Consider the following 12612-nt stretch of genomic DNA (forward strand, 5'->3'; position numbering starts at 1 on the left):
CGGCCCCCTCGCAGCTCTGCCTCGCGCCGGCCTGCCGTCCCCTGACTGGGGCACTGTAGAGCTGCCCCAGATTCGGGGCGGCGTCGCTGCCTTGCCGGCGGGCGGGCCCCCTGGTGCGCCGATGGAGCTGAATCGTTTGTGCCATCGCGTGCCCCCGTCGCCAACGGCCCGGATCATGTCCAGGTTGTAGACCTTGACCTCAACGCGGGGCCTGCCGGCCACCATCGGCGCGAACTACCAACTCAGAGTTGATAGTTGCCACGGTCACTCTCCAGCAGGAACAGTCACCCTCTGCCCCCTTCGCTGAGGGCTTGGGTGATCTCGGTGGCATCGAACCGGGCGGGCTGAAAATCGGCGGCCGAGGTCAGCCCGAGCCAGTCCAGCCGGTCGCCGTGTTCGGGGTGGCCGGGATCGCTCAGCACATCGACAAGCTCGGCATAGCCCCAGACACCGCCGCAGTCTTCCGGCGGGGCCGCCCGCCGCCCGCCGGTGCAGCGTGGGTACGTGATGGGCTGGCGAGGCAACACCTTCTCCACGACGATGTCGTGTGCCCAGTCGTCGCCAAAGTCGTACGTGTATGTGAACCGGTCACCGACGCCGGACGCGACCTGTTCCAGGGTCACCGGGGCTTCGGCGCGATAGCCCAGATCCCGGTCGGCGACCCCGAAGTCGCCGTACGCGGTCTCGAAGACGTGCAGGTGGGAGTCATGCCATCCGAAGGCCACCTGGATGGTGTGGTGCAGGTCGGCCAGGCTGGTGTCGGCGGGCAGTTCCAGACGCCGCCAGATCGGCGGCTTCGCCCCCCGCAGACCGACCTTGAGCTGGTAGACGGGCGCGGCTGGGCCGGACCTCTTCCGTTTCGCCGGCAGCTTCCGCCCGCCGGTACGTCGACCTGGGCGGGCTTGGATCTGCGGTCCCTGCCCGGCGAACTGGGTCATCATCTCCAGCAGGTCGAGGGTGGGTTGACGGGTGTCGGCGTCGTGCTCGGCCGGTGGGCGTGTCGGCTCGGGTAGCGTGCGGATCCGGGCTCGCAGCAGCTCCGCTAGCATGTGGTAGCCCGGCCCGTCCTCGTCGGCGAATTCGTCGTCGAACTCCGCGGGGTCACGTTCCTGGTCGTGGTCCGCGCGGGCGTCGAGGGCCCGTTCGACCTGCCACCGAAACTCGGCCGGGTCCAACAACTCCTCGGCGGCCGTCAGGCCGGCACGGTTGCCGTTCTGCTGGATGGTGCTGACAACCTCGTTCATGGCGTCGGCGGGAAAGAACACGATGTCGGCCGCCGCGTCACAGTCGAGGTGGTCGACGTGGACGACGAACCCGTACGAGCGTCCGGCCCGCTCGAAGTCGCAGACGAGCATGGACGCGCTGCCAACCGGGTCGGCGAATCGTCGACCTGGGCCGACCCGCACAGGCTGACGCAGCTCGCTGGCCCAACTCGGCGCTGGCACGCCCGCGTCCACCAGACGCCGGGCGGCAGCCGCAGCGGCGGTGCTCGGCCGGACGGCGTCGATCGCGAGCAGCACCGCGAGCGCTTCCGGCGTAGCGATGTCGGCGACGGCCGGCAGCATGTCCCCGTTGAGCGCCTCGGTGAAGCCTTCGCCGGCCAGGTCACCGGCGGACAGGAACGTCGCGGCAAACAACTCGGCCTCGACGGGATCCTCCGCCTTCACCAGGTCGGCACCCTCGGCAACCAGGTCGTCAATGAAGTGCTCCGGATCGAAGTCAGCATCTGAACACGCCGGGCACGCACACTGAATCACGTCGGCGGGTCGGACGCGACGCACGACCTGCTGGCCGGAGCGGGCGGACCTGGCGCGCTTACGACGGCGGCTGTCAGGACTCATCCGAACATGTTTCCACGGCTGCGGGGTCGGCTTCACACAACGCGCCCGGGGTGGCCGGTCCTCCAGGGTGCAGCGCGCGCCGGCCGCCCGACCGCTCGACCGCCCGGCGATCATGAGGTTATTGCTGTTCATCTCGGCGTGTCGCAGCTATAACCTCATGATCGACGGGCGGAGTGTGAGGATCCGGGCACGAGCCGTCCGTTTTGGCCCCGCGCTTGGGCGGGCGTGCCGCAGGAGGTCGGTCTAGTGATGATCGACTCGGGTTTCTGGAGGCCGGGGCATTCCGGCGCGTGCCCAATGGTGCCCGTTGAGCAGGCCGTACCCACAGTATGGGAGCGTGCCCACGGCGGTCGTTGCGGTTTGGATTTGGTTGTATCCGCAGCTCAGGGGCTATGACTGTCCCGCCCGCAGCGCTGCCGGCGCTCGACGCTGGGCTGTGGACACCGGTACATTCCGACCGGGGACTTTCCCACTAGCAAGGAATTTATAAGCTTCGATAGTTTCATGCCTCACATTGAAGAGATCCGGATCCTTCGATGGAGGTTGTGATGAACGTTTCTCGGCTCGGCGGGCCGACCCTGTCCCTGTTCCGCACCGTGGTCGGCCTGCTGTTCACGTTGCACGGTCTGACCTCGGTCTTCGGGTTGTTCGGTGGCAACCCGATGACCGGTACGGCAATACCCCCTGGCACCTGGCCGGGCTGGTGGGCCGCGCTGATCCAGCTGATCTGCGGCGCCCTGGTGCTGGCCGGGCTCTTCACCCGACCCGCCGCTCTTCTCGCGTCCGGCTCGATGGCGTACGCCTACTTCGTGGTGCACCAGCCGGATGACCTGCTGCCGCTGCACAACGGGGGTGAGCTGTCGGCCCTCTTCTGCTGGTCGTTCCTGCTGGTCGCGGCCCTCGGCCCGGGTTCCTGGGCGCTCGACGCGCTGCTCGCCCGTCGCCGCGACATTCGGCCCGCGCCCGCGCCCGCGGTGCCGGCGACAGAGCCCAGCTCGATGGTCATCTGACCGCACCCGTACCGCGCGTCGCCGGAGCCTCGACGAGGCGGCTCCGGCGACGCGCCCGGTCCGGGTTGCGGGGCTGAAAATCTTGCGGACTCGATGCGCTGCCGACCATTGGCCGTTCAGCTGGCCAGCAAGGCCGGTGCCGGCGAGCCCACGGGGCGTTGGCGCATGACCTCCGCGATCGTCGTTCCGCCTGAGAGCCCGAGGTCCCCCAGCGGTCTGGCGGCAGCATCGAGATCCTCGGCGTTGGTGAGATGGAACGACCAGAGCAGCTCGTCAGCTACGTTGCAGACCACCACCGCCGCGTCGCCGGAGGGATGAAGCTGAGCGGAGATGTCGTGCAGTGTGTCCGAGGGCACTGCAGCGATGAAAAGGACCTCGCCCGTCCTGGTGCGTGGCGACGAAAGCAACTGCTCCCGCTGCTCTGCCACGGTGAGAGCAGCACGTAGGCGCTGTGCGGTGGCAGAACGCTCAGTCCGGTGCCCGTCCTGACTCTGGCGGATGATGTAACTCGTGCCATCCGAGTCGTACACGTCCTCCATGTGGAAACGAATCTGTGCTGGCAGTGGGACATCGGCGAAGCGGAGGATTTCCGGCAGGTCTGCGCGCAGTTGAAGCAGGCTGCTGCGCCCGCCCACCAGCCCCGTTATCTGAGGGCTGTGGAAGGTCCAGTCCTCGTCATCCGTGTTCGGGCTGATCACGATCAGATCGATGACGTTTTCACGCACTCTTCAGCACCTCCCTGGCTTCCTCGGGGGTGAGCCCGACCTGTTGTACCAGTATGACGCCGACCGCGCGTGGCGAGACCGTGGATTTGTCGTGGAAGGCAAAGGTGATCGGCGGGCGGCCGTTGGCAACGAGGCGGCGGTGAGAGCCGGACTGCCGTTCGACCCGGTAGCCGAGCTCGCCCATGAGCAATCTCAACAAGGCTCTCGCCTTCAACGATGGCCACTGGCTCCCCATGCACAGCAGTTTTCTCCATCCGAGCGTGTCTCACCCGTACCGACACTGACCGTTTGGTGATGCTGTACCCAGCGCACGCACCGCTTGTCCGTCAGGCCGAGGTGTGCGTGCTGAGCACCGCGTCCAGGAGGCCGGGGTAGAGGCGGTCCAGCTCGTCGCGGCGGAGCCGGACCAGGCGGCTGGTGCCGGCGGCCCGGGTGCGGGTCAGGCCGGCCTCGCGCAGCACTTTCAGGTGGTGGCTGCGGGTCGCCTTGGAGACGCCGAAGTCGAAGCTGCCGCAGGTCGCCTCGCCATCTTCGGCAAGCGCCCGCACGATCTTCAGCCGCACGTCGTCGGCGAGTGCGGCCAGCACGGTGGTCACCGGTACGTCGGTCAGGTCGGGTTCGTGCGGCTCCATGTGACCAGTGTAACCCTTGTTCGACAACTATCGAACAAGCCCCTATGGTCGGTGTCGTTGGTTCGACGATACTCGAACATTGGAGCTGACGATGCGATCCCGTGCCGCCGCCTATCCGCTGCTCGCCGTACTCGGCTGGGGCGTGATGTTCCCGGTCCTGGCCAGTGCGCTGACCCGGGTCGACCCCCTCAACCTGACCACCGCCCGTTACCTGCTCGCGAGCCTCATTCTGGTCGCGATCCTGCTGCTCCGCGAAGGTGCCGGCGCGCTGCGGCACGGCGGCCGGACCGGCGAGATCGTGCTGCTCGGCGTGGTCGGCTTCGCCGGCTTCAACGTGCTCACCAACCTGGCGCTCGAACACGCCGCCCCGCAGCAGATCGCTCTCTTCGTGGCCACCACCCCGCTGATCACCCAGTTGGTCCGGTGGGCCCGGGACGGCGTACGGCCGAAGCCGCTCCTGTTGGCCCTCTCCCTGGTGGCGCTCCTCGGAGTCGGCCTGGTGATCACCCGCGGGAGCCTGGCCGGGCTCGGCCAGTTCGGTCTCGGTGGGCTGATGATGATCGGAGCGGTGCTCGGCTGGGGCATCTACACGCACGGTGCCAGCCGGTTCGGCGACTGGTCACCGCTGCGCTTCACCACCCTGACCGCCCTCGCCGGCACGGCGGCCATGCTGGCCGCGAGCATCGGCGCGGACGCCGTCGGCTGGCAGCACGCGCCGGCCGCCGCCGACCTCGCGGCGGTCACCCCGCAGTTGGCGTACGCCGTGGTCGTCGGCGCGGTCATCGCGGTCCTGGCCTGGAACACAGGTGTGCAGCGGCTCGGCGCCGCCAACGCCGCGCTGTTCATGAACCTGGTCCCGGTCACCACCTTCGCGGTGCAGATCGTCCGCGGCTACCGCCCGGAGCCCATCGAGCTGGTCGGAGCCGCCATCACGATCGGTGCGCTGGTCGCCGCGAACCTCGCCACCCGTGCCCGGATCCGGCCTTCGTCGCCGCCGCAGTCGAGCGCCATCACGGACCGGATAGCGGTGGTCGATCCGGTCGCGGTGAGCGCCCGCTGACCCACCCGCCGGCGCCCCGGGCCCAGCTGGCCCTGCTTGCCGCCCTCGGCGCCGTGGCGATCTACCTCGGGAAGCGCCGCCGCCGGTGACTGGCTGAGTTGTTCGGCTCACAGCGTGGGATCCGCGGTGGAGGCGGCGGACATAGTTGCCTAGACTCGACAGCACAACTGCATACCTCATCCAGAGGGGCTGAGGGATACGGCCCGACGACGCCCCGGCAACCACCCCGCGCGCTCACCGCTGAGCGACCCGCGGGGCAGGTGCCAATTCCGTCCCTGCCGCACCGTGCGATGTGGGGAAAGATGAGAGGACTCTCGACATGACGTCGACGCTCGCCGCCTCCGGCATCGACACCTCCGCCAGCCCCGCCCGCGCCCTGGTCTGTCGCGCCTGCTCGGCCCGTTACCCGCTCGTCGCCCAGCACGCCTGCTACGAGTGTTTCGGCCCGCTGGAGGTCGACTACGACACCGCCGCCCTGGCCACCGTCACCCGCGAGCAGATCGAGGCCGGCCCGGAAAACATCTGGCGCTACGCCGCACTGCTCCCCGCCGGTCAGGACCCGGCCAGCCGGGTCACCCTCGACCCGGGGCTGACCCCGCTGGTGGCGGCCCCGCGCCTCGCCGCCGAGCTGGGCATCTCCGCGCCGTTGTGGGTCAAGGACGACAGCGGCAACCCGACCCACTCGTTCAAGGACCGGGTCGTCTCGGTGGCGCTCACCGCCGCGAAGGCGCTCGGTTTCACCAGGTTCGCCTGCGCGTCGACCGGCAACCTGGCCAACTCGGTGGCCGCGCACGCCGCCCGCGCCGGGGTGCCCTCGGTGGTCTTCATCCCCAGTGACCTCGAGCAGGGCAAGGTCATCACCACCGCCGTCTACGGTGGCGAACTGGTCGCCATCGACGGCTCGTACGACGACGTCAACCGGCTCTGCGGCGAACTGGTGGAGACCGACGAGTTCGAGGACACCGCGTTCGTCAACGTGAACGTCCGGCCGTACTACGCGGAGGGCTCCAAGACCCTCGGCTACGAGGTGGCCGAACAACTCGGCTGGCGCATCCCGGCGCAGGTGGTCATCCCGATGGCCAGTGGCGAGCTGCTCACCAAGATCGACAAGGCGTTCTCCGAGTTGGTGGAGATCGGCCTGGTCCAGGCGCCGGCCGGCGGCTGGAAGGTCTTCGGCGCCCAGTCCGCCGGCTGCAACCCGATCGCCACCGCGTTGCACGCCGACACCGACACGATCATCCCGGTCAAGCCCACCGGCATCGCCAAGTCGCTGAACATCGGCGACCCGGCCGCCGGCGTCTACGCCCTGGAAGCGGTCCGCCGCACCGGAGGCTGGATGGAGTACGCCGACGACGACGAGATCCGCGCCGGCATCCGCGACCTGGCCCGCACCACAGGCGTCTTCGCCGAGACCGCAGGCGGGGTGACCGTCGCGGTGCTCCGCAAGCTCGTCGAATCCGGCCGGCTCGACCCGACCGCGGAGACCGTCGTCTTCAACACCGGCGAGGGCCTGAAGACCGTCGACGCGGTCGCCGGACAGGTCGGACCGACCCACCACATCAAGCCCTCGCTGCGCGCCGCCCGCGACGCAGGTCTCCTAGGCTGACCCGCCCGCGACCCGCTCACCGGCCGGCCCGTGCTGGGTTGGCTTGATGGAGGGGGTGGGGGTCGTCCGGAAGGGGGAGCGAGTGGATCAGTCGTGTAACTGGGATTTCGCTGTGAGTGTGGAAAACCCACCCCCGCGGACTTGACGGCAGGAACCGGACGGCGCAAGATGCTCCGTGCGGGAGGGCATTTCGCCGAAGACTTTTGAAGTTCTTACGACCCAACGCCGGAGGCGTTGTGCGAGTGCCCCTCCCGACCACGTTCGATCGGGCCAGCGATTAATCGCTGGCCCGATCGCTTTCCCGAGGCGCAGGCTCAGCGGCATGAGCATCACGATCGCGTCGTTCGACGGCACCGACCGAACCGCCGTCGACGAGGCGTACCTGATCGGTGCGGCGGCAAAAGACGTCGATCTGCCGGACCTGCCGCCCTTCTGCCGGCGACGCTTCGACGCGTTCTTCCACACACCGATGCCCGGTACCGAGTCGCTCTGGGCGCTGGCCCGGCTCGACGGGGTGCCGGCCGGTTTCCTCCAGGTCGACCTGCCGTACCTCGACAACCCCGACAACGCCGGCGCCGAGCTGACGGTGCATCCGGAGTTGCGGCGGCGGGGCGTCGGTCGGGCGTTGCACGAGTACGGGGTGCGCCTGCTCCGCGAGCGCGGCCGTAAGCGGGTGGTCGCGATGGCCGTCTCCGCGCTGCCCGGCGGGCCTGCCCGAAGCGGGGCGGGCGACGCGTTCGCCGCCGCCACCGGCGCCCAGCGGGCCCTCGCCGAGGTGCGCCGCCGGCTCGATGTCGAGGAGATCGACCGGCTCGCGCTGCGGGCGGCGCTGGCCGAGGCCCAGCCGCGGGCCGAGGGCTACCGGTCGGTCTGCTGGCAGGGGGCGACCCCGCAGGAGTACGTCGCGGACATCGCCTACCTGGACGGCCGGCTGTTCACGGACGCGCCCATGGGGGACGTGCAGTGGGAACCGGAGCAGGTGGACGCCGAGCGCATCCGTGGCAACGAACGGGCGTTGGACGCCCGGGGCCGGCGGTGCTACCACCTCGGGATGCGTCATGAGGCGACCGGTCGACTTGTCGCCTGGACCCTGCTGGACGTGGGCGCCTCCGCCGACTGGCACGCGTACCAGCAGATCACCATCGTCGACCCGGATCACCGTGGGCACCGGCTCGGCCTCATCGCCAAGGCCGAGAACCTGCACCACCTGCTCACCCACGAGCCGGCGGTCCGCGTGATCGACACCTGGAACGCGACCAGCAACAGCTACATGGTGGCGATCAACGAGTTGCTCGGCTTCCGCCCGGTGGACGCCTGGACCGACTGGCAGCTCACGCTCTGATCCGGCGTTCACCCATCCGGCCGTTCCCAGCGCTCGACCAGCTCGCGGATCGCGGCCTGGAAGTCGTCGTCCGGCGTGAACCGGTGGCCCCGCACCGGAGGGGGCACGGTGTCCGTCGGTGGAATGAGGAGTCCCGACGGATCCCGCACCCGACGGTCGACGCGGGCGGCCGGGTCGTCGGATCCGTCGACGAGCGGGACGAACACCGGTCCGCCCACCGCGTCGGTATACCGCCACAGGTTGATCCACCGCCAGGTCAACCGGTTGCCGACCTCGCGCAACATCTCGTCGCTGACGTACGCCGGGAAGATCCGCCGGTACCGGTTTCCGAGCGGGGCGCCGTAGGTGAGCAGGGCCACCCGCCGGCGGCAGTGCTCGGGGAGTTGGAGGACCGTCGCCGCCGCGAGCACGCTGCCGTGACTCTGCCCGGAGAGCACCACCGCGTTGCCGTCGGCGGTGAGCTGCCCGATCCGGCGGGTCAGCTCCGGGACCGCCCGCTCGACGTAGCACGGCGGGGCGAGCGGGTGCGCGGTACGCGGCCAGAAGGTGGCCAGCTCCCAGAGCACCCCGACCAGCCGGATCGCGCCGGATCGGTAGGCGACGAGTCCCATCACCGCGAGGACCGCGGCGAACAGTCCGATCAGCAGGGCGCCCAGGTCGGTCACGAAGATCACCGGACGGGCCAGCGGCTCACCGCCGAGTCGGAGTGCGAGCGCACCCGGGCCGGGACCGATCACCGAGAGCCTGGCCGCCGCCAGGGTGAGCAGTGCCAACACCACGTACGCGCCGGCCAGCAGTGGCCCGAGCCGATCCGTCAGTCGAGCACGCACGATCGCGTCGCGGACGGCCCGGACCCGTTCGGGGGCAGCCCGTGAGGCTTCCGGGTAGTCCCGCCGGACCACGTTTTCGGCCTCCCGGCGGCGACGATTCCGGCCGACCCGGGGTATGAGCAGGGCCGTCATGAGCACCAGGAGCGTTGCGAGGGTGAAGCCGAGGGTCACCCAGCGGTAGGCGATCGGTGGCGACAACGGTGGCGCACCAGGCGGCAGAGGCCGTGCCGGCGTCGGGCTGGAACCACGGTCCAGATACTCGGCGAGCCCGTAGGTCAGGCCCGAGTCGTAGGCGACGGCCAACCCGATCGCGACGGTGATCAGCACCGGCGCGCCCAGCCCGGCCAGCAGGAAGAGAGGCCGGGGAAGGGAACGGCGCTGCACCGCGACCACCAGGCCGAGCACCGCGAGCAGCACCACCTGCCCGGCGAACAGCCCGGCGACCAGCGTCCCGTACCCCGGCAACATCCCTTCGGCCTCCCACGGCGGCCGTGGCAGCGACGCGTACCCCATGGTCAGTGCGGTGAGCGCAACGGCCAACCAGCGGATCGTCGGCGTACTCCGCTGGTCCTGCTCTCCGCGCCGCTCAATCGCCGGCCGACAGAGCAGTACCAACGCGCCGCCGAGCAGCGCCACGTCCGCGGCCAGCAGCAGCCAGCCGGGCAGGGTGGCGTCGTGCGGCGCCAGAGCCAGCAGCAGAGTGAGGTCGAGAGTGCCCAGCGCCACCGCGACATGAACCGAGCGCAGTCGGCGCAGCAGCGCGCGGGTGTCCCAGAAGGCGGGCGCGTCGAGCCGGTCGGCGCCCACCCCGGGCGCGTGGTCGCTGTCCTCGGGAAGCTGCCAGGTCCGGGCGCCGAGTCGCCAGATCAGGACGATCGCGATGATCGGCGGCACGGTCAGCAGTGCGAGCCGCTGACCTGGCGGCACGTCACCCAGCCAGGAAACCTCCCGCCGCCCCTCCAGGCACCTGGGGTAGGCCGCGCACTGCCACGCGATCAGGTCGAGGGACACCCCGACGGTGGAGAGCACGTACATCGAGGTCATCGTCGCGGCCAGCAGCCGGCACAGCGCCCGCGCGACGTGGCCGCCGCGGCCGGTGACCGGCAGCATCCAGACCGCGATGTTGCTGAGCATGAACGGCAGGAGCAGGACCAGGGAGAACGTACGGGTGGCGGTACCGCCGGTCAGCCGACTCCAGCGGTACGCCTCAAGCGTCACCCCGGTGCTGTCCGTGGGGGCACCGTAGCCGGGCCGCGGCCGGTAGAAGCCGGCGTTGTCGTCTCCCGCGACCCGCGCGACGATCGGTCGGTCGAGGAGCGCCTCCGGTCCCTTGTCGGCGACCCCGTGCACCCGGATCTCGGTGATCCTCACCCGCCGCCCTCTCCTGGCCGGCTTTCCTGGCCGGAGGCCCGCGGTTACCCGCTGCCGACCCGGGCAACCCCGCTGTCGGGCATTCGCGCTACTGCTCGCGGACCTGACTCGGGCATGATGGCGGGCATGACGGAGACCCCGCAGCCCCTGTACGACAGGCACGCCGACACCCTCAACCGTGCGCTGACCGCGATCACGGAGCGGGGCTACTGGTCCGCCTATCCCGAATCTCCCAGCCCCCGGGTGTACGGCGAGACCGCCGCCGCCGACGGCAAGGCCGCCTTCGAGGCGTACCTCGGTGGTGATTTTCCGCTCGACCAGCCGGGCGCTGGCGCTCGGGTCGCCACCGAGGCGAGCCCGTTCGGGGTGGAGCTGGCGGTGCGGTACCCGCATGCCGGCCCCGGTGAGTTGATCGAGGCCGCCTCCGCGGCGCTGCCGGCCTGGCGCGACGCCGGCCCGCAGGCCCGCGTGGGGGTCTGCCTGGAGATTCTCGACCGGTTGCACAAGCACATCTTCGAGCTGGCCAACGCGGTGCAGTTCACCAGCGGGCAGGCGTTCGTGATGGCCTTCCAGGCCGGCGGCGCGCACGCGCTGGACCGGGCGCTGGAGGCGCTGGCGTACGCGTACGCCGAGATGACCCGGCACCCGGCCACGGCCGGCTGGGAGAAGGCCGCCGGCAAGGGCGACCCGCTGCGGATGACCAAGACGTTCCACGTGGTGCCGCGTGGGGTGGCGTTGGTGATCGGGTGCAACACCTTCCCGACCTGGAACTCGTACCCCGGGCTGTTCGCCTCGTTGGTCACCGGCAACCCGGTGCTCGTCAAGCCGCACCCGCGCGCGGTGCTGCCGCTGGCGATCACCGTGAAGTACGCCCGGGAGGTGCTCGCCGAGGCCGGGTTCGACCCGAACCTGATCATGCTGGCGGCCGAGGCTCCCGGTGAGAAGCTCGCCAGCGACCTGGCCCTGCACCGCGCTGTGAAGATCGTCGACTTCACCGGTTCCACCGAGTACGGCGACTGGCTGGAGACGCACGCCCGGCAGGCGTCGGTCTACACCGAGAAGGCCGGCCTGAACACCGTCGTCATCGACTCCACCGACGACTTCGCCGGGATGTGTCGCAACCTCGGGTTCACGCTGACCCTGTACAGCGGTCAGATGTGCACCACCTCGCAGAACATCCTCATCCCCACCGGGGGCATCGAGACCGACCAGGGGCACAAGAGCTTCGACGAGGTGGCCGGCGGGATCGCCGCCGCGGTCGGCAAGCTCACCGCCGACCCGGCCCGAGGCGTCGAGCTGACCGGCGCCATCGTCAACGACGGGGTGCTGGAGCGGCTGGCCGAGGTGACAAAGGTCGGCGAGCCGGTGCTGGAGTCGCGGGCCGTGGCGCACCCGTCGTACGCCGACGCGGTGGTGCGTACCCCGACGATCGTGAAGCTGACCGCGGACGACACCGAGACGTACGGCCGGGAGTGGTTCGGCCCGATCTCGTTCGCCATCGCGACCGACTCCACCGCCCACAGTCTGGAGTTGCTGCGCCGCACCGTCGGCGAGAAGGGCGCGCTCACCGCCGGGGTCTACTCGACCGACGATGCGGTGTTGGACGCCACCGAGGCGGTCGCGGTCGAGGTCGGTGTGCATCTGTCCTGCAACCTCACCGGCGGGGTCTTCGTGAACCAGTCGGCAGCGTTCTCCGACTTCCACGGCAGTGGCGCCAACGCGGCGGCCAACGCCGCGCTCACCGACGGGGCGTACGTGGCGAATCGCTTCCGCATCGTGCAGTCGCGGCGGCACGCCTGATCTTTGGTTGCGGTCGGGGTGCTCCGGTCCCTCGCGGGGGTGGTGTTTCCCGTCCGTCGCGGTTGGGGTTTCCGGGGCAGCCCGACCCGCTCCGGGCGGTCAGGCTTGATCCCTGCGCGGGTCGGGCTGCCCCGGAAACCCTCGGTGGGCGCGGTGGGCGGCGGCGTGTCTGGCCCGGGGCACTGCCCTTGGTCATGATCGCGCTCGATTCACGAGTAGTGGCCTCCCAGCGGCTACATTCAGGTGAGGGTGTCTCGCGAGAAGTCCGCGCCGATCTTGCAGTTTCAGTTGTCGATATAGGGGATATGCCCCTTGTGTGGCGGGCTCAACCGGTGGTTGCAACACCGAGGAGCTGGGTCATCTTCTCACCTGGGGTGGCCCAGCCCAGGGTCATG

General features: G+C 70.0%; 10 protein-coding genes and 1 riboswitch. Of the genes, 5 read left to right on the top strand and 5 right to left on the bottom strand.

What is annotated here, in order from left to right:
- Positions 1 to 284: 284 nt before the first annotated feature.
- The gene (locus ACPXBU_RS23555) at positions 285 to 1841 is read right to left on the bottom strand and encodes a plasmid pRiA4b ORF-3 family protein (protein ID WP_425759689.1); all 1557 of its coding nucleotides are present in this window, start codon (positions 1839 to 1841) and stop codon (positions 285 to 287) included.
- Positions 1842 to 2389: 548 nt separating this feature from the next.
- On the opposite strand from ACPXBU_RS23555, the gene ACPXBU_RS23560 reads away from it, so the two are divergent.
- Positions 2390 to 2851 carry a DoxX family protein gene (locus ACPXBU_RS23560; protein ID WP_425759690.1) on the top strand — a complete coding sequence of 154 codons (462 nt, stop codon included), beginning with the start codon at positions 2390 to 2392 and terminating at the stop codon, positions 2849 to 2851.
- Between the two features lie 116 nt (positions 2852 to 2967).
- Here ACPXBU_RS23560 and ACPXBU_RS23565 read toward each other — a convergent pair whose 3' ends face one another.
- The 3 genes from ACPXBU_RS23565 to ACPXBU_RS23575 all read right to left on the bottom strand — a co-directional run bounded on the left by ACPXBU_RS23565 (position 2968) and on the right by ACPXBU_RS23575 (position 4208).
- Positions 2968 to 3576 (bottom strand): hypothetical protein, encoded by a 609-nt coding sequence (locus tag ACPXBU_RS23565; RefSeq protein ID WP_425759691.1) that lies wholly within the window; start codon positions 3574 to 3576, stop codon positions 2968 to 2970.
- Positions 3569 to 3760, bottom strand: a complete 192-nt coding sequence (locus ACPXBU_RS23570; protein WP_357370574.1) for a type II toxin-antitoxin system HicA family toxin — start codon at positions 3758 to 3760, stop codon at positions 3569 to 3571. The genes ACPXBU_RS23565 and ACPXBU_RS23570 overlap by 8 nt, the downstream gene beginning before the upstream one ends.
- A 142-nt stretch (positions 3761 to 3902) precedes the next feature.
- Positions 3903 to 4208 carry an ArsR/SmtB family transcription factor gene (locus ACPXBU_RS23575; protein ID WP_393369701.1) on the bottom strand — a complete coding sequence of 102 codons (306 nt, stop codon included), beginning with the start codon at positions 4206 to 4208 and terminating at the stop codon, positions 3903 to 3905.
- Positions 4209 to 4299: 91 nt separating this feature from the next.
- Here ACPXBU_RS23575 and ACPXBU_RS23580 point away from each other — a divergent pair, with 91 nt between their 5' ends.
- The 3 genes from ACPXBU_RS23580 (at position 4300) to ACPXBU_RS23590 (ending at position 8216) form a co-directional block, all read left to right on the top strand.
- Positions 4300 to 5268, top strand: coding sequence for a DMT family transporter (locus ACPXBU_RS23580; protein ID WP_393369704.1), 969 nt, complete (start codon positions 4300 to 4302; stop codon positions 5266 to 5268).
- 173 nt (positions 5269 to 5441) lie between these two features.
- Positions 5442 to 5577, top strand: a riboswitch (SAM riboswitch).
- Positions 5578 to 5587: 10 nt separating this feature from the next.
- Positions 5588 to 6874 (top strand): threonine synthase, encoded by a 1287-nt coding sequence (thrC, locus tag ACPXBU_RS23585; protein WP_425759693.1) that lies wholly within the window; start codon positions 5588 to 5590, stop codon positions 6872 to 6874.
- 322 nt (positions 6875 to 7196) lie between these two features.
- The gene (locus tag ACPXBU_RS23590) at positions 7197 to 8216 is read left to right on the top strand and encodes a GNAT family N-acetyltransferase (RefSeq protein ID WP_393369709.1); all 1020 of its coding nucleotides are present in this window, start codon (positions 7197 to 7199) and stop codon (positions 8214 to 8216) included.
- An 8-nt stretch (positions 8217 to 8224) separates the two neighbouring features.
- Here the strand turns inward: ACPXBU_RS23590 and ACPXBU_RS23595 are convergent, their stop codons facing one another.
- Positions 8225 to 10417 (bottom strand): hypothetical protein, encoded by a 2193-nt coding sequence (locus ACPXBU_RS23595; protein ID WP_425759694.1) that lies wholly within the window; start codon positions 10415 to 10417, stop codon positions 8225 to 8227.
- A gap of 126 nt (positions 10418 to 10543) precedes the next feature.
- Here ACPXBU_RS23595 and paaN point away from each other — a divergent pair, with 126 nt between their 5' ends.
- Entirely contained in the window at positions 10544 to 12217 is a 1674-nt protein-coding gene (gene paaN / locus ACPXBU_RS23600) for a phenylacetic acid degradation protein PaaN (protein ID WP_393369715.1), read from the top strand.
- Positions 12218 to 12612 lie beyond the last annotated feature (395 nt).

The organism is Micromonospora sp. DT231 (assembly GCF_049847025.1).
Lineage (GTDB): Bacteria > Actinomycetota > Actinomycetes > Mycobacteriales > Micromonosporaceae > Micromonospora.

Coding starts and splice junctions, on each gene's coding strand:
- paaN (WP_393369715.1), top strand. CDS start 10,544: ATGACGGAGACCCCGCAGCCCCTGTACGACAGGCACGCCGACACCCTC.
- thrC (WP_425759693.1), top strand. CDS start 5,588: ATGACGTCGACGCTCGCCGCCTCCGGCATCGACACCTCCGCCAGCCCC.
- ACPXBU_RS23570 (WP_357370574.1), bottom strand. CDS start 3,760: ATGGGCGAGCTCGGCTACCGGGTCGAACGGCAGTCCGGCTCTCACCGC.
- ACPXBU_RS23555 (WP_425759689.1), bottom strand. CDS start 1,841: ATGAGTCCTGACAGCCGCCGTCGTAAGCGCGCCAGGTCCGCCCGCTCC.
- ACPXBU_RS23580 (WP_393369704.1), top strand. CDS start 4,300: ATGCGATCCCGTGCCGCCGCCTATCCGCTGCTCGCCGTACTCGGCTGG.
- ACPXBU_RS23560 (WP_425759690.1), top strand. CDS start 2,390: ATGAACGTTTCTCGGCTCGGCGGGCCGACCCTGTCCCTGTTCCGCACC.
- ACPXBU_RS23590 (WP_393369709.1), top strand. CDS start 7,197: ATGAGCATCACGATCGCGTCGTTCGACGGCACCGACCGAACCGCCGTC.
- ACPXBU_RS23575 (WP_393369701.1), bottom strand. CDS start 4,208: ATGGAGCCGCACGAACCCGACCTGACCGACGTACCGGTGACCACCGTG.